Annotated in this window: 16 protein-coding genes, 2 tRNA genes and 2 rRNA genes; 10 read left to right on the top strand and 10 right to left on the bottom strand. The window is 58.8% G+C overall.

What is annotated here, in order from left to right:
- Positions 1–81 precede the first annotated feature (81 nt).
- From ACWBU6_RS10135 to ACWBU6_RS10120, 4 genes are all read right to left on the bottom strand, one after another.
- A 23S ribosomal RNA gene (locus ACWBU6_RS10135) occupies positions 82–2,953 on the bottom strand.
- Between the two features lie 174 nt (positions 2,954–3,127).
- Positions 3,128–3,203: transfer RNA gene (locus tag ACWBU6_RS10130), tRNA-Ala, on the bottom strand.
- Between the two features lie 3 nt (positions 3,204–3,206).
- Positions 3,207–3,283 (bottom strand) — tRNA-Ile (locus tag ACWBU6_RS10125).
- A gap of 67 nt (positions 3,284–3,350) precedes the next feature.
- Positions 3,351–4,881: ribosomal RNA gene (locus ACWBU6_RS10120) — 16S ribosomal RNA — on the bottom strand.
- The 16S and 23S rRNA genes sit together here with 2 tRNA genes alongside, the layout of an rRNA operon.
- A gap of 445 nt (positions 4,882–5,326) precedes the next feature.
- Between ACWBU6_RS10120 and ACWBU6_RS10115 the strand changes: the two genes are divergently transcribed.
- From ACWBU6_RS10115 to ACWBU6_RS10105, 3 genes are all read left to right on the top strand, one after another.
- Positions 5,327–6,694, top strand: coding sequence for a sensor histidine kinase (locus ACWBU6_RS10115; protein ID WP_452648670.1), 1,368 nt, complete (start codon positions 5,327–5,329; stop codon positions 6,692–6,694).
- Between the two features lie 64 nt (positions 6,695–6,758).
- Positions 6,759–7,526: a LytR/AlgR family response regulator transcription factor gene (locus ACWBU6_RS10110; RefSeq protein ID WP_452648669.1), complete on the top strand. Its 768-nt coding sequence runs from the start codon at positions 6,759–6,761 to the stop codon at positions 7,524–7,526.
- A gap of 70 nt (positions 7,527–7,596) precedes the next feature.
- Complete coding sequence (locus ACWBU6_RS10105) at positions 7,597–8,268, top strand: sensor histidine kinase (protein ID WP_452648668.1); 672 nt, start codon at positions 7,597–7,599, stop codon at positions 8,266–8,268.
- Positions 8,269–8,346: 78 nt separating this feature from the next.
- On the opposite strand, the gene ACWBU6_RS10100 is transcribed toward ACWBU6_RS10105, so the two are convergent.
- From ACWBU6_RS10100 to ACWBU6_RS10090, 3 genes are all read right to left on the bottom strand, one after another.
- Entirely contained in the window at positions 8,347–9,429 is a 1,083-nt protein-coding gene (locus tag ACWBU6_RS10100) for a porin (RefSeq protein WP_452648667.1), read from the bottom strand.
- An 89-nt stretch (positions 9,430–9,518) separates the two neighbouring features.
- Complete coding sequence (locus ACWBU6_RS10095) at positions 9,519–9,971, bottom strand: hypothetical protein (RefSeq protein ID WP_452648666.1); 453 nt, start codon at positions 9,969–9,971, stop codon at positions 9,519–9,521.
- Entirely contained in the window at positions 9,968–10,909 is a 942-nt protein-coding gene (locus ACWBU6_RS10090) for a CysB family HTH-type transcriptional regulator (protein ID WP_452648665.1), read from the bottom strand. Before ACWBU6_RS10090 ends, ACWBU6_RS10095 begins: the two co-directional genes overlap by 4 nt.
- 148 nt (positions 10,910–11,057) lie before the next feature.
- Here ACWBU6_RS10090 and ACWBU6_RS10085 point away from each other — a divergent pair, with 148 nt between their 5' ends.
- The 7 genes from ACWBU6_RS10085 (at position 11,058) to ACWBU6_RS10055 (ending at position 17,885) form a co-directional block, all read left to right on the top strand.
- Positions 11,058–12,746: a nitrite/sulfite reductase gene (locus ACWBU6_RS10085; protein WP_452648664.1), complete on the top strand. Its 1,689-nt coding sequence runs from the start codon at positions 11,058–11,060 to the stop codon at positions 12,744–12,746.
- Positions 12,739–13,317: a DUF934 domain-containing protein gene (locus tag ACWBU6_RS10080; RefSeq protein WP_452648663.1), complete on the top strand. Its 579-nt coding sequence runs from the start codon at positions 12,739–12,741 to the stop codon at positions 13,315–13,317. The genes ACWBU6_RS10085 and ACWBU6_RS10080 overlap by 8 nt, the downstream gene beginning before the upstream one ends.
- A 2-nt stretch (positions 13,318–13,319) precedes the next feature.
- Positions 13,320–14,033 (top strand): phosphoadenylyl-sulfate reductase, encoded by a 714-nt coding sequence (locus tag ACWBU6_RS10075; protein WP_452648662.1) that lies wholly within the window; start codon positions 13,320–13,322, stop codon positions 14,031–14,033.
- Positions 14,034–14,957 (top strand): sulfate adenylyltransferase subunit CysD, encoded by a 924-nt coding sequence (cysD, locus tag ACWBU6_RS10070; protein WP_452648661.1) that lies wholly within the window; start codon positions 14,034–14,036, stop codon positions 14,955–14,957. It abuts the gene before it with no gap.
- Positions 14,957–16,264 carry a sulfate adenylyltransferase subunit 1 gene (locus ACWBU6_RS10065; RefSeq protein WP_452648660.1) on the top strand — a complete coding sequence of 436 codons (1,308 nt, stop codon included), beginning with the start codon at positions 14,957–14,959 and terminating at the stop codon, positions 16,262–16,264. Before cysD ends, ACWBU6_RS10065 begins: the two co-directional genes overlap by 1 nt.
- A gap of 24 nt (positions 16,265–16,288) precedes the next feature.
- Positions 16,289–17,005 (top strand): uroporphyrinogen-III C-methyltransferase, encoded by a 717-nt coding sequence (gene cobA / locus ACWBU6_RS10060; protein WP_452648659.1) that lies wholly within the window; start codon positions 16,289–16,291, stop codon positions 17,003–17,005.
- Positions 17,006–17,138: 133 nt separating this feature from the next.
- Positions 17,139–17,885, top strand: a complete 747-nt coding sequence (locus tag ACWBU6_RS10055; protein WP_452648658.1) for a hypothetical protein — start codon at positions 17,139–17,141, stop codon at positions 17,883–17,885.
- Here the strand turns inward: ACWBU6_RS10055 and ACWBU6_RS10050 are convergent.
- From ACWBU6_RS10050 to lptF, 3 genes are read right to left on the bottom strand one after another with little or no spacing between them, the layout of a single operon-like run.
- On the bottom strand, positions 17,855–18,232 hold the full coding sequence (locus ACWBU6_RS10050; protein WP_452648657.1) for a sirohydrochlorin chelatase: 378 nt from the start codon (positions 18,230–18,232) through the stop codon (positions 17,855–17,857). The two genes, ACWBU6_RS10055 and ACWBU6_RS10050, sit on opposite strands and share 31 nt — an antisense overlap.
- Position 18,233: 1 nt before the next feature.
- Positions 18,234–19,403, bottom strand: a complete 1,170-nt coding sequence (gene lptG / locus ACWBU6_RS10045; protein WP_452648656.1) for an LPS export ABC transporter permease LptG — start codon at positions 19,401–19,403, stop codon at positions 18,234–18,236.
- A complete protein-coding gene (gene lptF, locus ACWBU6_RS10040) occupies positions 19,400–20,515 on the bottom strand; it encodes an LPS export ABC transporter permease LptF (RefSeq protein ID WP_452648655.1) in 1,116 nt (371 codons plus the stop codon). Before lptF ends, lptG begins: the two co-directional genes overlap by 4 nt.
- Between the last annotated feature and the right edge of the window lie 36 nt (positions 20,516–20,551).

The following is a 20,551-nucleotide window of genomic DNA, read 5'->3' as shown; positions in this document are numbered from 1 at the left end:
CATGACTTGTTAACAATCGGGAAGAAGTAAAGTGGGTAGTGTTCTCAAACACGGTAAGTGCTATATAACCGTCAAGGTTATAGGGACAAGCCGTACGGGCAATTAGTATCAGTTAGCTTAATGCATTACTGCACTTCCACACCTGACCTATCAACGTCCTGGTCTCGAACGACCCTTCAAGGAGCTCAAGGCTCCGGGAAATCTCATCTTAAGGCAAGTTTCCCGCTTAGATGCTTTCAGCGGTTATCTCTTCCGAACTTAGCTACCCGGCAATGCCACTGGCGTGACAACCGGTACACCAGAGGTTCGTCCACTCCGGTCCTCTCGTACTAGGAGCAGCCCCCTTCAAATTTCCAACGCCCACGGCAGATAGGGACCAAACTGTCTCACGACGTTTTAAACCCAGCTCACGTACCACTTTAAATGGCGAACAGCCATACCCTTGGGACCGGCTACAGCCCCAGGATGTGATGAGCCGACATCGAGGTGCCAAACTCCCCCGTCGATATGAACTCTTGGGAGGAATCAGCCTGTTATCCCCAGAGTACCTTTTATCCGTTGAGCGATGGCCCTTCCATACAGAACCACCGGATCACTATGTCCTACTTTCGTACCTGCTCGACTTGTCGGTCTCGCAGTTAAGCACGCTTATGCCATTGCACTATTAGCACGATGTCCGACCGTACCTAGCGTACCTTCGAACTCCTCCGTTACCGTTTGGGAGGAGACCGCCCCAGTCAAACTGCCTACCATGCACTGTCCCCGATCCGGATCACGGACCAAGGTTAGAACCTCAAACAAACCAGGGTGGTATTTCAAGGATGGCTCCATGAGAACTGGCGTCCTCACTTCAAAGCCTCCCACCTATCCTACACAGATTGGTTCAAAGTCCAATGCAAAGCTACAGTAAAGGTTCATGGGGTCTTTCCGTCTAGCCGCGGGTAGATTGCATCATCACAAACACTTCAACTTCGCTGAGTCTCGGGAGGAGACAGTGTGGCCATCGTTACGCCATTCGTGCAGGTCGGAACTTACCCGACAAGGAATTTCGCTACCTTAGGACCGTTATAGTTACGGCCGCCGTTTACTGGGACTTCAATCAAGAGCTTGCACCCCATCATTTAATCTTCCAGCACCGGGCAGGCGTCACACCCTATACGTCCACTTTCGTGTTTGCAGAGTGCTGTGTTTTTATTAAACAGTCGCAGCCACCAGTTTATTGCAACCTTTTCGCCCTTCCACAGTAAAGTGGTCAAGCTACCGAGGCGTACCTTATCCCGAAGTTACGGTACCAATTTGCCGAGTTCCTTCTCCCGAGTTCTCTCAAGCGCCTTAGAATACTCATCTCGCCCACCTGTGTCGGTTTGCGGTACGGTCTCGTATGACTGAAGCTTAGAGGCTTTTCTTGGAACCACTTCCGATTGCTTCACGGGCAAGCCCGCTCGTCCCAGTCCCTTGAATTACGCGCCCGGATTTGCCTAAGCGCCTTCTATGAACCAGGAACTGCCTATTCCAACAGGCAGACAACCTTCCGCGATCCGTCCCCCCATCGCATCATACGACGGTGCAGGAATATTAACCTGCTTCCCATCAGCTACGCATCTCTGCCTCGCCTTAGGGGCCGACTCACCCTGCTCCGATGAACGTTGAACAGGAAACCTTGGGCTTACGGCGTGCGGGCTTTTCACCCGCATTATCGCTACTCATGTCAGCATTCGCACTTCTGATACCTCCAGCATCCTTTACAAGACACCTTCGCAGGCTTACAGAACGCTCTCCTACCATATCCTTGCGGATATCCGCAGCTTCGGTGACTGGCTTAGCCCCGTTACATCTTCCGCGCAGGACGACTCGATCAGTGAGCTATTACGCTTTCTTTAAATGATGGCTGCTTCTAAGCCAACATCCTGACTGTTTTAGCCTTCCCACTTCGTTTTCCACTTAGCCAATCTTTGGGACCTTAGCTGGCGGTCTGGGTTGTTTCCCTCTTGACACCGGACGTTAGCACCCGATGTCTGTCTCCCAAGCTCGCACTCAACGGTATTCGGAGTTTGCAATGGTTTGGTAAGTCGCGATGACCCCCTAGCCATAACAGTGCTCTACCCCCGTCGGTGATACTTGAGGCACTACCTAAATAGTTTTCGGAGAGAACCAGCTATTTCCAAGTTTGTTTAGCCTTTCACCCCTATCCACAGCTCATCCCCTAATTTTTCAACATTAGTGGGTTCGGTCCTCCAGTGCGTGTTACCGCACCTTCAACCTGGCCATGGATAGATCACTTGGTTTCGGGTCTACACCCAGCGACTGGCGCCCTGTTCGGACTCGATTTCTCTACGGCTCCCCTATCTGGTTAACCTCGCCACTGAATGTAAGTCGCTGACCCATTATACAAAAGGTACGCCGTCACCCCTTACGAGGCTCCGACTGTTTGTATGCACACGGTTTCAGGATCTATTTCACTCCCCTCCCGGGGTTCTTTTCGCCTTTCCCTCACGGTACTGGTTCACTATCGGTCGATTACGAGTATTTAGCCTTGGAGGATGGTCCCCCCATGTTCAGACAGGATTTCTCGTGTCCCGCCCTACTTGTCGTACGCTTAGTACCACCGCTTGGATTTCGTGTACGGGGCTATCACCCGCTATGGCGCCTATTTCCAGAGGCTTCCACTATCCAAACGACTATCACGTACAGGCTCTTCCCATTTCGCTCGCCACTACTTTGGGAATCTCGGTTGATTTCTTTTCCTGCAGCTACTTAGATGTTTCAGTTCGCCGCGTTCGCTTCACACACCTATGTATTCAGTGAGTGATGACCTAAAAGGCCGGGTTTCCCCATTCGGAAATCTTCGGATCAAAGCTTGTTTGTCAGCTCCCCGAAGCTTATCGCAGACTTCTACGTCCTTCATCGCCTGTAATCGCCAAGGCATCCGCCATGTGCACTTATTCACTTGTCCCTATAACCTTGACGGCTATAAGTTCAAGCACTTACTACTGTGTTTGATGAGTTTTACTACTACCCTAAGTAATATCTTTCGATATCGCTTAATAAAACTTTTACTTCTTCCAGATTGTTAAAGAACGGTACTACTCAAACCTAAACGTCTATTCGCTTACGTTTGAACAGTAATTGGTGGAGGATGACGGGATCGAACCGACGACCCCCTGCTTGCAAAGCAGGTGCTCTCCCAGCTGAGCTAATCCCCCATTTGGTAGGGCTGGTTGGGCTCGAACCAACGACCCCCGCGTTATCAACACGGTGCTCTAACCAGCTGAGCTACAGCCCCAACATTGCTGTTCTTTATATGCCAACAGCCGATAAGTGTGAACGTTTGAGTCTGATGCCGACTCTAGAAAGGAGGTGATCCAGCCGCACCTTCCGATACGGCTACCTTGTTACGACTTCACCCCAGTCACGAATCCTACCGTGGTAAGCGCCCTCCTTACGGTTAAGCTACCTACTTCTGGTAAAACCCGCTCCCATGGTGTGACGGGCGGTGTGTACAAGACCCGGGAACGTATTCACCGCGACATGCTGATCCGCGATTACTAGCGATTCCAACTTCATGTAGTCGAGTTGCAGACTACAATCCGGACTACGATACACTTTCTGGGATTAGCTCCCCCTCGCGGGTTGGCGGCCCTCTGTATGTACCATTGTATGACGTGTGAAGCCCTACCCATAAGGGCCATGAGGACTTGACGTCATCCCCACCTTCCTCCGGTTTGTCACCGGCAGTCTCATTAGAGTGCTCTTGCGTAGCAACTAATGACAAGGGTTGCGCTCGTTGCGGGACTTAACCCAACATCTCACGACACGAGCTGACGACAGCCATGCAGCACCTGTGTGCAGGTTCTCTTTCGAGCACTCCCAGATCTCTCCAGGATTCCTGCCATGTCAAGGGTAGGTAAGGTTTTTCGCGTTGCATCGAATTAATCCACATCATCCACCGCTTGTGCGGGTCCCCGTCAATTCCTTTGAGTTTTAATCTTGCGACCGTACTCCCCAGGCGGTCTACTTCACGCGTTAGCTGCGTTACTAAGTCAATTAAGACCCAACAACTAGTAGACATCGTTTAGGGCGTGGACTACCAGGGTATCTAATCCTGTTTGCTCCCCACGCTTTCGTGCATGAGCGTCAGTTTTGACCCAGGGGGCTGCCTTCGCCATCGGTGTTCCTCCACATCTCTACGCATTTCACTGCTACACGTGGAATTCTACCCCCCTCTGCCAAACTCTAGCCTCGCAGTCTCCATCGCCATTCCCAGGTTAAGCCCGGGGATTTCACGACAGACTTACGAAACCGCCTGCGCACGCTTTACGCCCAGTAATTCCGATTAACGCTTGCACCCTACGTATTACCGCGGCTGCTGGCACGTAGTTAGCCGGTGCTTATTCTTCAGGTACCGTCAGCAGTCGTGGATATTAGCCACGACCTTTTCTTCCCTGACAAAAGAGCTTTACAACCCGAAGGCCTTCTTCACTCACGCGGCATTGCTGGATCAGGGTTGCCCCCATTGTCCAAAATTCCCCACTGCTGCCTCCCGTAGGAGTCTGGACCGTGTCTCAGTTCCAGTGTGGCTGGTCGTCCTCTCAGACCAGCTACTGATCGTTGCCTTGGTGAGCCTTTACCTCACCAACTAGCTAATCAGATATCGGCCGCTCCAGGAGCACAAGGTCTTGCGATCCCCTGCTTTCATCCTTAGATCGTATGCGGTATTAGCGTAACTTTCGCTACGTTATCCCCCACTCTTGGGTACGTTCCGATATATTACTCACCCGTTCGCCACTCGCCGCCAGGCCGAAGCCCGCGCTGCCGTTCGACTTGCATGTGTAAAGCATGCCGCCAGCGTTCAATCTGAGCCAGGATCAAACTCTTCAGTTCAATCTCTGTTTTTCGGCATTACTGCCGAGGTCACTCACTCAAAATACTGACGAAATCTCTTTCGAGATTTACGTTTATTTTGTGCGAGCGTTATAACGTATATTTTGAGCATCGGACCCGAAGGTCCGGGCATATCGTCAAACGCCCACACTTATCGACTGTTGATTTTTAAAGATCGCTGCTTTTGTGTTACGAAGCGTTGTGTTCGTTGCAGCAGAGAAGCGAGATTATGCGGTACAGCGTGCAACTCGTCAACCCCTTCTTTTTTCTCGTTTCGCTCTACCGCGTTAGCGGCACTGCGTTGCGAGGGACAGAACTATAGCAAACGATCCGGCCGTCCGCAAGGGCATTCTTCCATTCCCGTATTTCTGCATTCTGTCGCACGCCGGTGGCGGCTTTGCTCAAGCTTATCTACACTTGCCCCATATTCAATAGAAAGTTGCGCATGTTTCCAACTCCGAAAGCCCAAGACACAGCAAAAACCATCCTGGCCTGGCTCCACCGCGGCTTTGATGCGACGACCGGCTGGGTCACGCACCTGTCTTGGTGGAAGTTCTTCCTGTTTGCGGCATTATCGATGATTGCTGCGTCGATTTTGCAGGATGAACTGTTTTCGCCTTCCCGCGATGATGAGATGGTGATCCGCTCCCATAAGCGTACAAAGTCGGGCAATGCGGATCCAAATATCACCATCGATGACAGCGGGATCCACTTCAATCCGCGCGCAGGCAAAATCAAGAAACAATCCAACGCTGAGGCAAGCAGCGACGAAAACACCCATACGCACGACGCCCCGGATGCGGCAGAGGCGGCCGCTGCAGAAGCTGCCGCGCCGGCAATGCCGTCAGAGCCCGAAGATCCAGCTACCCCAGTACCCCCTGCCCCGCCTGCGGCAAAGGCGAGCAAAACGAAACCTGCTCCGCCAGCGCCGCCGGCAGCGCCAATGCCTGGCGAAGAAGTTCACATCGAACTGCCACCACAGATTGGCGAAGAGCTGTCGAACGCACTCGAGCAAGCCGTCGATAGCGCAGCCGAAGAGAAAGTCTCGCGCTACCACAAACAGGCGTCGACCTGGTTTACCAGCTTTATCACCCTCCTTTTGCTGGCACTTTTTGCGATGAAGGCGCTAGTTGGCGGCAAGAAGAAGGCAGAAGCCGAAGCCCAAGTGGCGAACGCCGCAGCTGAACGCGAATCCATGCAGCGCCAGCTAAGCGAAGCGAAGATGCAAATGATGCAGGCCCAGGTCGAGCCGCACTTCCTGTTCAACACCCTGGCTTCTGTCGAGCACTTGATCGAGACCGACCCGCCCCGGGCCTCGGCCATGCAGCGCAGCCTGATCAAATACCTGCGCGCCGTGCTGCCGCAAATGCGCGAGAACAAGCTGACCAGCACGCTCGGCAGCGAGTCCGATATGGTGGCCGCTTACCTCGCCTTGCTGAAAATGCGCATGGAAGAGCGCCTCACCATCGACTTCGACGTGCCCGAAGGCCTGCGTACCGCGGCCTTCCCACCGATGATGCTGCAGTCGATGGTGGAAAACGCGATCAAGCACGGCCTGGAAGGCAAGCCCGAAGGCGGCTACCTGAAAGTCCGCGCCGAAGTGGCGCACAGCAAGCTGCGTGTGACCGTGACCGACGATGGCCTGGGTTTTGGCGCCAAGCCAAGCACCGGCACCGGCCTGGGCCTGACCAATATCCGCGAACGACTGAAGCTGCTGCACGGCGACCAGGCTTCGCTGAAAATCGAGCCCAACCAGCCAAGCGGCGTCATTGCGATTATCGAGGTGCCGTACCAGTTGGCGCGCTCGGAATAAGCGATTGCCTTGTGCAGCGATCCATTGAATAATTGATACTTCTTATTTCCCAATATTGAGCACTATGCCCACAGCAATTATTGCCGACGATGAGCGACTGATGCGCGACCAGCTGCGCATGCGGCTGGAACAAGTCTGGCCAGACCTGGAGATCCTCGGTGAAGCCAAGAACGGCGACGAAGCGGTTGAACTGGTGAACGAACTGAAGCCGGATTTCACCTTCCTCGATATCCGCATGCCCGGCAAGACCGGGATGGAAGCAGCCGCCGAAATCGGCAACAAGAGTAATGTGGTTTTCGTCACCGCTTACGACGCGTATGCTGTCGAGGCATTCGAGCGCGGCGCGGTCGACTACGTGCTGAAACCGCCGGAGCCTGAGCGCCTGAAGATCACCGTCGAGCGCCTGAAAAGCCGCCTGTCCTCGCCTGCCGCGAGCGCGGCGCAGGGCGCCGATATGGCGGCTATCCTGAACCAGCTTGCGGAGAAGATCGCTGCGCCAAAGCCGAAATACCTGCAGTGGATCCAGGCCAGCATTGGTTCAGACCTGCGCATGATCCCGGTCGAGGAAATCCTGTTCTTCCGTTCGGACGAAAAATACACCTGCGTGCAGACCGATAAATTCGAGGCCCTGATCCGCAAGCCGGTACGCGACCTGGCCGAGGAGCTGGACCCCTCCCTGTTCTGGCAGATCCACCGCGCGACCCTGGTCAATGTGAATGCCATCGAGGGCGTAACGCGCGACATCCGCGGGCGCCACCTGGTGATGATCAAAGGCCGCCCAGACAAGCTGGAAGTCAGCCGCTCCTTCCTGCATCTGTTCAAGCAGATGTGATCCAGATCAAGCCGCCCGGCGGCTTGCTGTAATACGGTGTCCTGGTGGTCGCTGCCACCAGGAGGCCAATTTGAAGAATCCCCGCACCCGCGTCCAGGGACGCCGCTCCACCGATTCCGCCCTGGCGGACATCCGGGAGGATGAACGCGTCCATATTTCGCGCGAACTGCACGACGACCTTGGGCAGTTGCTGGCCACCCTGCGCGTTGAACTCACATTGCTGCAACAGCTACCGCCCGGCTCAGCCGAAGCGGAAGCGCGGCTGTCCAGCATGGACAGCCTGCTGCTGACGGCAATCGGCTCATTACGCCGTATCGCCGGCAACTTGCGCCCGCGCGCACTTGACGAAGGTGGGCTGTACTTTGCGCTGGAGTCGCTGCGGCGTGAATTCGAGAAGCGCCACGGCATTCGCTGCGTGCTCAATGCCGTGCCCGAGGCACTGGTCCTCGATGAGCGCTATAGCACCGCCATCTACCGGCTGGTGCAGGAATCATTAACCAATATCGCCCGCCATGCCGGCGCTGGCACCGCTAAGGTGTGCTTTCAGCGCATCGGCGGGGAGCTGTACATCGATATTTCGGATGATGGGCGCGGCATTGCCGTCGGCGACATGGCGAAGGCGGATGCGCTTGGCCTGCTTGGCATGCGCGAACGCGTCGCATCACTGCGCGGCAGTATGGAGGTTGACGGCGGCAGCGGCACGCGCATCTCGATCACAATCCCCCTCCCCGGCGGCACATAAAAAAAGGGCGGGTCCGGAGACCCGCCAAAGATCATGAATCACCTCGAGAGAGAGGTACTGCGTGCTACAAAAAACTGCTTAGAAGGCGTGGCGCAGGCCCAGGTTGAATGCCTTGTCGCCCGAACCGGCTTCGGTGTTGTTGCCAACGGTGTAGCCGGCGCCGTTCTTGTTCTTCACCTTGGCGATCGAGGTGTAAGCGGTGGTGCGCTTGGACATGGCGTACAGGTAGCCGATGCCGAACTGGTTGGCGTCCTGGTTGTTGGACTTGTCTTCCTTGCGGATGTACGAAGCAACCAGGGTGCCGCCGCCCATAGGCACGCCCACACCCAGCAGCACTTCGTTGCCGTCGGTGGAAGCCTTTGGAGGCACTGCACGGCCGTAGGCGTTAGCCACTGGCAACGGTGCCGAGCCGGCACCCTTGTCTTTTTCGTAGCCGAAGTAGACTTTAGCCACGCCGAAGTCGTAGTTGGCAGCCAACAGGGTGTTCTTGGCTTTGTCCCTGCGAACAGCCGGGGTGGCGCCGACAGCAGCCACGTCGTTGTTCTTGTTGTTGTGGACCAGGCGAACATTCAGTTCCTTGCTGGTGTAGTTCACGCCGAAGCCGAACTGGCGGCCGGCGGTATTGTCGCCAGCTTGCTCGCCCATGCCGTACAGAGCATCAAAGCTGAAGCCCGAGAACATCGGGGAGTTGTAGACGATGGAGTTCGACAGGCGGGTGTTGACGCCGCCGGTAGGGAACAGGTTCTTGGCATTGCCGGCATAGCCAGCGCCGAATGGGTCGGCAACTTGCGACAGGGCGTTGTACAGCATGGTGTACTGGCGGCCGAGGGTGATCTGGCCCATGCTGGCACTCTTCAGGCCAACGAAAGCCTGGCGCTGTGCGAACACGCCTGCGGTATCCTGCTCGCCGGTGTCGATCTTGACGCCGGATTCGATCGTGAAGATAGCGGAAGTGCCGCCGCCCAGGTCTTCAACACCTTTGAAGCCCAGGCGGGAAGCCGAACCCACACCACTGGTCACCTTGTTGACGCTGCCGTTCACGCCACCGCGCTCTGCGACGAAGCCGGCATCAGCGATACCATAGATGGTCACATTGGACTGGGCTTGAGCTTGTGCTGCGAAACCGCCGATGATCAGTGCTGCCAGAGTAAGTTTTTTCACTTGTTGTCCTACGTTGTTGAAGTTGAGGGAAATGTTTCAAACGCAGCTATATTGCCCCTCAATTACTTCAACAATGTGACAGGAAAAAATTACTTCAGGCGTGATGTAACGACCCAGTAATATTCAGAGCGCAGGACCTTGATCTCGCGCGCTGCGATACCCAAACGCTTGCGCAGCCAGCTGTCTGACGGGTAATTCTTCATCACTTCGAAACGGTTTCCGTCGTCATCTTTCTGGAACTCGTAGGTATTTCCGTGCTGGTCGGTACGGGCGACGGGGAAGCTCTCGCCATCGACATAGTCTTCGCCCATCAGAACCAGCAGCACATCCTTGCCGACCTTGTCACGAAGCTGCTTCAGGAACTTGTCCTGTTTCTCACGTCCCAGCTGGGCCCACAGGAATTCGGCATAGACGGCCGTGTACTGCCCCGGTGCGGCATCCACGCTGTCCAGGTCAAGGCTTTCCAGCTGCAGGACCTCGTGGTCTTCCAGCAGTTCTTCAATGTGCTCGCGCACCTCATTCAATTCTTGTTCGTTGATCACAGTTCGTAGTTCTCATGTTCGCCCTTCATCGCCTGTTCGATCAGCTTGCGGTTCAATGTCGGCGCCAGCAGCTCGATGAAGGTATATATATAGGATCGCAGGTAGGCTCCCTGCTTGACGGCCACGCGCGACACATTCATGCCAAACAGGTGGCCGGCGGGGATGGCCCGCAGGTTGCGGTCGCGCTCGGGGTCAAAGGCCATGCCGGCGATGATCCCGACACCCATGCCAAGCTCCACATAGGTCTTGATCACGTCCGCATCGATCGCTTCCAGCAGCACGTCCGGTTTCAGGCCGCGCTTATCGAAAGCCTGGTCGATACGCGACCGGCCGGCGAAGGCGGCATCATACGTGATGATGTGGTGCTCGGCCACTTCTTCCAGCGTGACGGACTTGATCCTTAACAGCGGATGGTCGGGCGGCACCACCACCACGTGCTCCCACTGGTAGCAAGGCAGCGTAATCAGGCCTTCGATGGCGGCGATGGATTCGGTGGCGATGGCCAGGTCGGCCTGGTCCCGTTGCACCATCTCCGCGATCTGCTTCGGATTGCCTTGCAATAAAGACAAGCGCACTTTCGGATACTTCTGCATGAAGGCCTGTACCACTTTAGGCAGGGTGTAACGGGCCTGGGTGTGGGTGGTGGCGATGGTGAAGCTGCCCGAGTCCTGGGCCGCGTATTCCTTGCCGATCCGTTTCAGGCTGTCGATCTCCTGCATGATCAGTTCAACCGACTGCAAAACCAGCCTGCCTGGCTCGGTCAAACCGCGGATCCGCTTGCCGTGCCTTGTGAAAATATCAACACCCAGCTCTTCTTCCAGTTCGATGATCGCCTTGGAAACGCCCGGCTGGGAGGTAAACAAGGCCTTGGCGGCGTCGGTCAGGTTGTAGTTCTGGCGCACGGCTTCCCGCACGAATCGCAGTTGGTGAAGGTTCATTCTCGCTCTCGTTGGACTCCCCAGCGCGTATTTTACGCTGATGCTTATGCCTTAACAGCATATAAGCAAATAAAGACTATGTTGTTTGGAATAAGCCCCCAGTTTATTACCATTGATTCCACTTTGGGCATGCCTTACTGGGAAAGCTATGTATCAATACGATCAATACGACCACCTCATCATCCGCGAACGCATCGAGCAGTATCGCGACCAGGTAAAACGCCGCCTGAATGATGAGTTGACCGAGGCCGAATTCCTGCCGCTGCGCTTACAAAACGGCCTGTACATGCAGCGTCACGCTTACATGCTGCGTATCGCCGTCCCTTACGGCCTGCTCAGTTCCAGGCAAATGCGCATGTTCGCGCACATCGCCCGCAAATATGACCGCGGCTACGGCCACTTCACCACCCGCCAGAACATCCAGTTCAACTGGATCAAGCTGGAAGAAACCCCGGAAATCCTGAGCGACCTGGCTTCGGTGGAAATGCACGCCATCCAGACTTCGGGCAACTGCATCCGCAATGTCACTTCCGACGAATTCGCCGGCGTGGCCGCCGACGAGATCATCGACCCGCGCCCGTACGCCGAAGTGCTGCGCCAGTGGTCGACCTTCCACCCGGAATTTATTGCCCTGCCCCGCAAATTCAAAGTGGCGATCAACGGCGCCGTGGAAGACCGTGCCGCCATCGCCGTGCACGACATCGGCCTGACCGTGGTGAAGAACGAAGCCGGAGAAATCGGCTTCAAGGTGATGGTCGGCGGCGGCATGGGCCGTACCCCGATCCTGGGCAGCGTGATCCGCGAGTTCCTGCCACGCGAACACCTGCTCACCTATACCGAAGCGATCATGCGCGTGTATAACCTGCACGGCCGCCGCGACAACAAGTACAAGGCGCGCATCAAGATCCTGCTGAAAGCCCTGGGCGTGGAGGAGTTCACCCGCCAGGTGGAGGCAGAATGGGAAGACCTGAAGGGTACGGAACAGACCCTGACGCTGGAGGAAATGGAGCGCATCATCGCTTACTTCCAGCCGCACGATTACAAGGCGCTGCCTTCTTACGACGCTGCCGCCGCCCATGCGGAAAAGCCGTTCCAGAACTGGTTGAAACGCAATGTGAAGCCGCACAAGGTGCCGGGTTACGCCGCTGTCGTGCTGTCGCTGAAGAAGACAGGCGTGCCGCCCGGCGATGCAACAGCGGAACAAATGGATTACATGGCCGACCTGGCCGACCGCTACAGCTTTGGCGAACTGCGTGTGACGCACGAGCAGAACATCGTGCTGGCCGACGTCGAACAATCCCGGTTGTTCGCACTGTGGCAGGAGATCAAGGCGCACGGCCTGGCAACGCCTAATATCGGCCTGCTGACCGACATTATCTGCTGCCCAGGCGGCGACTTCTGCTCGCTGGCCAATGCCAAGTCGATCCCGATCGCACAGGCGATTGCAGAACGCTTCGACCATATCGACTTCTTGCACGATATCGGCGACTTCGAGCTCAATATCTCGGGCTGCATCAACGCCTGCGGCCATCACCACGTCGGCAATATCGGCGTGCTGGGCGTCGACAAGGATGGCAGCGAATGGTACCAGGTGTCGATCGGCGGCGCGCAAGGCAACAACTCCGCCATCGGCAAGATCATCGGCCCGTCGTTCTCCGCGCAGCAAATGCCGGAAGTGATCGACCGCCTGCTGCAAGTATATGTACGAGAACGCACTCCGGAAGAGCGTTTCGTCGACACCGCGCAGCGCCTGGGCATCGCCCCGTTCAAGGAATTTGTATACGCCACACCGATTGAAACCGCTGGCCGCCTGGTAGGAGAAGACGAATATGCCTAAGCAAATCATCAAGGGCCGCGCAATCGTGGCCGACGACTGGAACCTGCTGCGCGCGCCGGAAGTAGCCGAAGGCGCCGAAGCTGCTGCCGCAGCAGCCACCGCCGCCGGCCTTGCCGTGCCGCCTGGCCGTGTGATCGTGCCGCTGGCAACCTGGCTGGCACAGCGCGGCGCGCTGGCCTCCCGCGCAGCTGCCGGCGAGATCGGCGTCTGGCTGGCACCGGACGAAGATCCCGTCGCCCTGCGCGAGGACCTGCCCCGACTGGCGCTAGTGGCGGTCGACTTCCCTAAGTTCACCGACGGCCGCGGCTACTCCCACGCCTGGAACCTGCGCTCCCGCCTGGGCTGGACCGGCGAACTGCGCGCCATTGGCGACGTATTGCGCGACCAGCTGTTCTCCATGCAGCGCGTGGGCTTTGACGCCTACGACACGCGCCCGGACCGCAGCATCGAAGATGCACTCAAGGGCCTGACCGTGTTCAGCGAGACTTACCAGGCATCGGTCGACCAGCGAGTGCCCCTGTTCCGCCGCCACGCGCGCCCGGCGCCGGCCGCCGCCACGACCGAGGCATGACCATGAGCGAGCTCGCCACCCGCGTGCGGGATACGCTAGCCACGCTCGAACGCGTTGCGGAAGAGTTTTCGCCTGCCGTTTTCGCCTCCAGCCTGGCCGCCGAGGACATGGTCCTGACGGACCTGATCCTGAAAGCCGGCCTGCCGATCGGCATCTTCTCGCTGGAGACCGGCCGCCTGCACAAGGAAACGCTGGGCATGGTGGAGCGCGTTCAGGAGCGTTATGGCTACGAGATCGCGCTGTACCGCCCGGTGCAGGCCAGGGTCGACGCCTACGTGGAAAAGAAGGGCCTGAATGCCTTCTACGACAGCGTCGACCTGCGCAAGGAATGCTGCCAGATCCGCAAAGTCGAACCGCTGGGCCGGGCCCTGGGCGGCAAGAAGGCCTGGATTACCGGCCAGCGTCGCGCCCAATCTGCAACCCGCTCCGAACTGTCGGTGCAGGAGTATGATGGCTCGCACAACATGGAAAAGTTCAATCCACTGGCCGACTGGTCGGAGCAGGAGGTATGGGAGTATATCCACGCCAACGATGTGCCATATAACCCGCTGCATGACCAGGGCTACCCGTCGATCGGCTGCGAACCTTGCACCCGCGCCATCCAGCCGGGCGAGGACGTACGCGCCGGACGCTGGTGGTGGGAAAACCCGGACTCGAAGGAATGCGGCTTGCACCTGGTAGACGGCAAACTGATTCGAATTAAGAAAGTAGGCTAAATGAACGCACTGGTAGAACAACACGTCAATTCGCGCCACCTCGATGCGCTGGAGTCCGAAGCCATCCACATCCTGCGCGAGGTTGCCGCCGAGTGCTCGAACCCTGCCCTGCTGTTCAGCGGCGGCAAGGACTCCGTGGTGCTGCTGCGCCTGGCGGAAAAAGCTTTCCGCCCAGGGAAATTTCCCTTCCCCCTGGTGCACATCGACACCGGCCATAACTTCCCTGAAGTGATCGAGTTTCGCGACCGCCGCGTGGCCGAACTGGGCGAACGCCTGATCGTCGGCTCGGTGGAAGACTCGATCAGGAAAGGCACCGTGCGCCTGCGCAATCCGGCCACTGATTCGCGCAACGCCGCGCAAGCGGTGACGCTGCTGGAAACCATCGCCGAACACGGCTTCGACGCCTGCATCGGCGGCGCGCGCCGCGACGAGGAAAAGGCCCGTGCCAAGGAGCGCATCTTCTCCTTCCGCGACGAATTCGGCCAATGGGATCCGAAAGCCCAGCGCCCGGAACTGTGGGACTTGTATAACACCCGCGTCCACCCTGGCGAAAACATGCGCGTGTTCCCGATTTCGAACTGGACCGAGCTGGATGTGTGGCAGTACATTGCCCGCGAAAAACTGGCCCTGCCATCGATCTACTTCGCGCACGAGCGCCAGGTGATCCCGCGCAACGGCCTGCTGGTGCCGCTGACCGGGCTGACTCCGGCCCGTGAAGGCGAAACCGTGGAAACCCGGGTGGTGCGCTTCCGCACCGTGGGCGACATTTCCTGCACCTGCCCCGTGTCTTCCGACGCAGCCGACGTGGACGCGATCATCGCGGAAACCGCTGTCACCCAGATCACCGAGCGCGGCGCCACCCGGATGGACGACCAGACCTCCGAAGCCTCCATGGAAAAACGCAAGAAGCAAGGATACTTCTGATGAACGCACTGAACGAAAATCTGAACGAACGCAATCTGCTGCGCTTCATCACCGCCGGTTCCGTCGACGACGGCAAGAGCACCCTGATCGGCCGCCTGCTGTTCGACAGCAAGGGCATCTTCGCCGACCAACTGGCGGCCGTGTCGCGAGCCAAGCATAAGCGCACGGTAGGCGACACCATCGACCTGTCGCTGCTGACCGACGGCCTGGAAGCCGAGCGCGAACAGGGCATCACCATCGATGTGGCCTACCGCTACTTCGCTACACCCAAGCGCAAGTTCATCATCGCCGATACTCCGGGCCACGAGCAGTACACCCGCAATATGGTGACAGGCGCATCCACCGCCGACGCCGTGATCATCCTGGTCGACGTGTCGAAGGTGAAGCTGCGCGAAGACGGCGGCGTTGACCTCCTGATCCAGACCAAGCGCCACTCCACCATCGCCCACCTGCTGCAGATCGAGCACGTGGTGGTGGCCGTGAACAAGATGGACCTGGTGAACTATGACCAGGATGTATATGAGCGCATCGTCAAGGCTTACCGCGAATTCGCAGCCACCCTTGGCATCAAGGACGTGAAGACGATTCCACTGTCGGCACTGGCCGGCGACAACGTGGTTGACGCGAGCGAGCGCATGCCGTGGTACCAGGGCCCTACCCTGATCGAATTGCTGGAAGACCTGTCGGTGTACGACGACTCGCACGGCGCCGCCTTCCGCTTCCCGGTGCAACTGGTGGCACGCCACAACGGCCACGAAGCCAACGACTTCCGCGGCTACATGGGCCGTATCGAGGCTGGCAAGGTTTCGGTGGGCGACAAGCTGGTGGTGCAGCCTTCGGGCCAGGGGGCAACGGTCAAGGAAATCGTCACCTTCGACGGCTCCCTGCAGACCGCCAGCGCCGGCCAGTCCGTCACCATCGTACTGGAGGAGTACGTGGACGTATCGCGCGGCGACCTGCTGGCCTCCAGCGCACAGCCGGCCACCCTGCTCAAGCAAGTCAGCGCCGACGTATGCTGGCTGTCGGAGGAGCCGCTGGACCTGCGCCGTAAATACTGGATCAAGCACGGCACCCGGCAGACCGCGGCCAAGGTCACGAAAATCGACTCCATCCTTGACATCAACACCCAGCAGCGTCACGATGCGGATGCGTTGAAGCTGAACGATGTAGCGCGCATTGCGCTGACCGTGCAGCAACCGCTGGCGGCCGATGCCTACTCGGACATCCGCGCCACCGGCGCCTTCATCCTGATCGATGAGGTCACGCACCAGACAGTAGCCGCCGGCATGATCCGCCTCGGCGAGTAACAACGCCAGACAGGAGCCTGCGCAATGCCATACGGGAAAGTGTATTTGATTGGAGCTGGACCCGGGGCGCAGGACCTGATCACCATGCGCGGCGCACGGCTGCTGGCGCAAGCCGAGGTGGTGCTGTACGACGCGCTGGTGACGGAAGAAATGCTGGCACTGTGCCCGCAGGCGGAAAAGATCTCGGTCGGCAAGCGCGCCGGCCAGCGCTCGACGGCGCAGAACTTCATCAACGAGCAACTGGTCGACTGCGCTGCGCGCTACCGGCTTGTGGTGCGCCTGAAAGGCGGCGACCCGATGCTGTTCGGCCGTGCCGACGAGGAATTGTCGGCGCTGGAAGCGCACGGCATCGAGGTCGAGGTCGTGCCGGGCATCACCACCGCGGTTGCCGCCGCGGCGGCGGCCTTGCAGCCGCTGACCAAGCGCGGCGTGGCGCGCAGTGTGGCCTTCTTTACCTCCTCCACGGCGCCGGGACACCCGGAAGAACTCACCATCCCTTCCACCGATACCCTGGTGCAGTACATGGGCGGGCGCGAGGCCATCGCCACCGCCAACAACCTGCTGTCGCAGGGGCGTTCGCCGGAGACGCCGGTGGTCGTGATCGAAAACGTCAGCCGCGCCGACCAGCGCATCGAGCGCATCACCCTGGCCGAGCTGGCGCATGGGCTGCCGGCGGCGCACGGGCCGGTGCTGGTCATGCTGGGCAAGGCGATGGCTGCGCGGGCGCAGCAAAACCGGTAAACCGGTGCCTACCCCACAGGGCCAGGCACCTCGGCAGCAGCCGCCGCGCGACGGGTGTCAGGCCCTGCGGGTCTGACACCGGCTTACCGGTTTTGGGCGTAAAATGTCGTCCTCTTGCAATGAGAGGAACAAGATGAGCCAAGCCCACGAAGTCCTGGAGCGCGCCCGCAATGCGCGCCTGGCAGGCAAATACGAAGACGCCCTGCGCGACCACCTGTGGTTCCACGAGCATGCGCTCGAAGAAGATCCGACCCTGGCCGGTGTTCGACTGTCGTTCGCCCTGCGCGACTGGATCTACCTCGCAGAACAATTCCCGCTGGCGCGCCGCGCCCTGCAGGCCATCCGCGACCGCGACACCCAGCGCATCCTGAACGGCAGCGCCACACTGGGCCGTTTCCATGATGTCAGCGCCATCAACAGCGCACTGGGCGAGGAACGGGCCACCCATGACCTGTTCACGCAGATCGACGCCCAATTGCCGGAGCTGGCCAAGGATTGCGCCGAACTGGCACTGCCTGCCCTGGTGGCGGTGGAAGATTTCCAGTTGGCGCGCCGCTACCTGCCTGACCCGGTGGCCCGCATCGCCGCCCTGGCCAAGCGCGTCAACGACTTCGCCGAAGACCTGGCCAGGCGCGGCAACACCTCCTCAGCCCCGCAGCTGCTGGCGTTCGTGCTGAACTACACCAAGGAGGTGCGCCTGGTGGTGGAGGTATTCCGCCGCCTGGGCGAAGATGAGGAAGTGGCCAGGGCCAGTGCCGCCGCACTCGACTCACTGAAGTCGGAAGCCCTGCGCGACGCCGTCCAGCGCGAATTCGACAACCCGGGCAGCACCATTGCCGCCATGGTGGCTCACGCCAAAGGCAGCGAAGACAAACAGTAATCCGTCATCGCCTTGAGCACGGTGGGGTCTTCTCCCACCGCGCCCACCGCGCGGATCGTCACCTCCGGATGCGCCAGGCGCATTTCATCGAGGAGCAGCGGCAGGTCGCGCAGCACATGACCGCCCTGCCCCAGGAAAACCGGCACCACAGTCACATCGTCGACACCTTGCGCGGCAAGCAAAGCCACCTGTTCCGGCAGGCGCGGCGACATCAATTCCAGGAAAGCCAGCGAGACCTCGACATCCGGCGCACGCGTTGCCACCATCTCGCGCAATTGTTCGAACGGCGCCGCCCAACTGGCGGAACGGGCGCCATGCGCGAACAGCACCAGCGCCCGGCGGCCCATGCTAGTGACGCTCCACCCAGCGCAGGGCCGCTACTGCCAACGCCAGGTACAACAGGCTTGGCATCAACGCCGTCAGGACAGCGGGCAGCGCCGACAGCAGGCCGATATGGGAGAACAAGGTATTGACCAGCAGGAAGCTCACGCCAATCATGATGCCGATGAAGATCTTCAGGCTCACGCCGCCCGCGCGCGTATGCAGGTAGGCGAACGGCAGGGCCAGCGCCATCAGCACCAGGATCGCCAGCGGGTCGAACAGCTTCTTCCAGAACGCGATCTTGAAGCGCTCGGTCTCCTGCTTGTTTTCCTGCAGGTGGCGGGTATATACGGCAAGCTCGTTGGCCGACATGTGCTCCGGATCGGAGCGCGACACCGACAGGATCTTCGGCGTGATCTCGGAGATCAGTTCCTTGCTGGCATGCTGCCTGATCTCCACCACGCTGGTCGCCTGCGCGTAGTTATTGGCCAGGTTGGCCTGCGCGCCTTCGACCGCCAATGCCGGGTTGCCGAAGATGTTTTCCGTTACATCGTTCAGCAGCCAGGTATTGTTGCCCTTGAAAGAAGCCGTCTTGGCATAGGTCAGCGTACGCAGGCGGAAACGATTGTCAAAGTCGTACAGCTTGACGTCCAGCAGCTGTCCATCCGAGCGCACTTCGCGCACATTGAAAAAGCGCGTGCCTTGCACCTGGCCGGTCAAGCCTTCGCTCTTGATGATGTCCTTGGTCCACATTCCGGAGCGGAACTCCGACGACACCGTGGCGCCACGACCCATCAGACGGACTTTTTCCGCCACCGGCGCCAGGCGCGGGGTAATCAGTTCCCCAAAGATAAACGCAAGAACCACCAGTACCAGACCGACCTTCCCGACCATGACCGCGGCCATGCGCGTGGACATGGAAGATGCGCGCATGATCGTGAATTCGGAGGTCGACGCGAATTGCGCCATGGTATAGATGGTGCCGATCAGGGCAGCCACCGGCAGCACCTCGTTCACGTGCTGGGGCAGCATGGTCAGCGTGTACAGGGCGGCGTGCTGCATGCCATAACCGTTCTTGCCGACGACGGGCAACTCCCCGGTCAGGTCGAAGAATGCCTGCAGCCCAAGCAGGGCCGCCAGTGCAAAAGCGACGGCCTGCAGGATCGAGACGAAGAAATAGCGTTGCAGGGTGCTCATTTGCGCCCTCCCCGCTTGATTGCCGCCCATACCGCACGCGGATGGTAGCGGTGATTCACGTTCAGGCGCCAGGCAAACAGCGCCAGCACTGCAAGCGCCATCGCCAGGTGCAGCGGCCACCAGCTCATGCCGAATGAGAAGTTGCCGCGCCGGATGCCGGACTCGAACACATTGATCAGGTTATTGTAGGTAAAGAAGATCAGCACCGCGAGAATAAGGTTGATGGAACTGCCCGCGCGGGGATTGACGAAGCCCAGCGGAATCGCCAGCATGGACAGCATCAGGCAAGCCAGGGGCAGCGACAGGCGCCACATCAGTTCCCCCTTGGCTGGATTGGTGCCGGCCTCAATCAGCTCGGAGGTCGACAAGGTCTTAGTCTCCTTCTGGCCATCGGACGCGGACGACTGCTGCGAAACGCGCATGCTGTAGCGCTCGAACTCCATGCTCTGGAAATCGGCATCGCCCGGCTTACCCTGGTAGCGGCGGCCGTTCTTCAGCACCAGGTGGCGGTCTCCCGACGGCAGCGTCTCGATCACACCCTCGCTTGCCACCACGACGGAGGTGCCCTTGGCATCAACCTGGTTGACGAACACATTGCGCACCACCGCGCTGCTGCCCGAAACCCCTTCGACGAAAAAGATACGGTTGGCCGACGAGGACTCCTTGAACTGGCCGGGAGAAACCTTCTGCAGGTCTTCGCGCTTGGTAAAGCGCTCGATGTATTCGGCGCTCTTCGAGCGTGCCCACGGCGTTGCATAAAAACTGAGCGCGCCGGTCAACAGGATCAGCGGCAAGGCAAAGAGGAATACCGGCTTGATGAATTTCGTCAGGCTGACGCCCGCTGCAAACCATACCACCATCTCCGAATCCTTGTAGACGCGGGTCACCACCATTAGTACGGAAATAAAACTGGTGAAAATCAGGACAATTGGCAGATAATTCAGGGCTGCGAACGCAATAAGCGCAATGACATCGCTGGACGCGACCTTGCCGCCTGCGGCTTTGCCGAGGATCGAAATCAGGGTCCACGTCAGGAGGATCGAGAACAGCACCGTGAAGGAAGCCCCGGCGGAGCTGATCAGCTCTTTTCGGAGGGCGCGATGGAAAATCATTCGACGTTTATAATTCGTTCTACAAAATTAAGGAGA

The sequence above is a fragment of the Pseudoduganella sp. HUAS MS19 genome (assembly GCF_053615455.1).
The sequence above is the reverse complement of the archived record's forward strand: the minus strand, read 5'-3'. Positions and strand labels throughout refer to the sequence as shown.

Excerpts from the sequence above, each read along its gene's own strand:
- ACWBU6_RS10055 (WP_452648658.1), top strand. The coding sequence starts at position 17,139 with ATGAGCCAAGCCCACGAAGTCCTGGAGCGCGCCCGCAATGCGCGCCTG.
- ACWBU6_RS10075 (WP_452648662.1), top strand. The coding sequence starts at position 13,320 with ATGAGCGAGCTCGCCACCCGCGTGCGGGATACGCTAGCCACGCTCGAA.
- ACWBU6_RS10085 (WP_452648664.1), top strand. The coding sequence starts at position 11,058 with ATGTATCAATACGATCAATACGACCACCTCATCATCCGCGAACGCATC.
- ACWBU6_RS10090 (WP_452648665.1), bottom strand. The coding sequence starts at position 10,909 with ATGAACCTTCACCAACTGCGATTCGTGCGGGAAGCCGTGCGCCAGAAC.
- cysD (WP_452648661.1), top strand. The coding sequence starts at position 14,034 with ATGAACGCACTGGTAGAACAACACGTCAATTCGCGCCACCTCGATGCG.
- lptF (WP_452648655.1), bottom strand. The coding sequence starts at position 20,515 with ATGATTTTCCATCGCGCCCTCCGAAAAGAGCTGATCAGCTCCGCCGGG.
- ACWBU6_RS10115 (WP_452648670.1), top strand. The coding sequence starts at position 5,327 with ATGTTTCCAACTCCGAAAGCCCAAGACACAGCAAAAACCATCCTGGCC.
- cobA (WP_452648659.1), top strand. The coding sequence starts at position 16,289 with ATGCCATACGGGAAAGTGTATTTGATTGGAGCTGGACCCGGGGCGCAG.
- ACWBU6_RS10110 (WP_452648669.1), top strand. The coding sequence starts at position 6,759 with ATGCCCACAGCAATTATTGCCGACGATGAGCGACTGATGCGCGACCAG.
- ACWBU6_RS10065 (WP_452648660.1), top strand. The coding sequence starts at position 14,957 with ATGAACGCACTGAACGAAAATCTGAACGAACGCAATCTGCTGCGCTTC.
- ACWBU6_RS10050 (WP_452648657.1), bottom strand. The coding sequence starts at position 18,232 with ATGGGCCGCCGGGCGCTGGTGCTGTTCGCGCATGGCGCCCGTTCCGCC.
- lptG (WP_452648656.1), bottom strand. The coding sequence starts at position 19,403 with ATGAGCACCCTGCAACGCTATTTCTTCGTCTCGATCCTGCAGGCCGTC.
- ACWBU6_RS10080 (WP_452648663.1), top strand. The coding sequence starts at position 12,739 with ATGCCTAAGCAAATCATCAAGGGCCGCGCAATCGTGGCCGACGACTGG.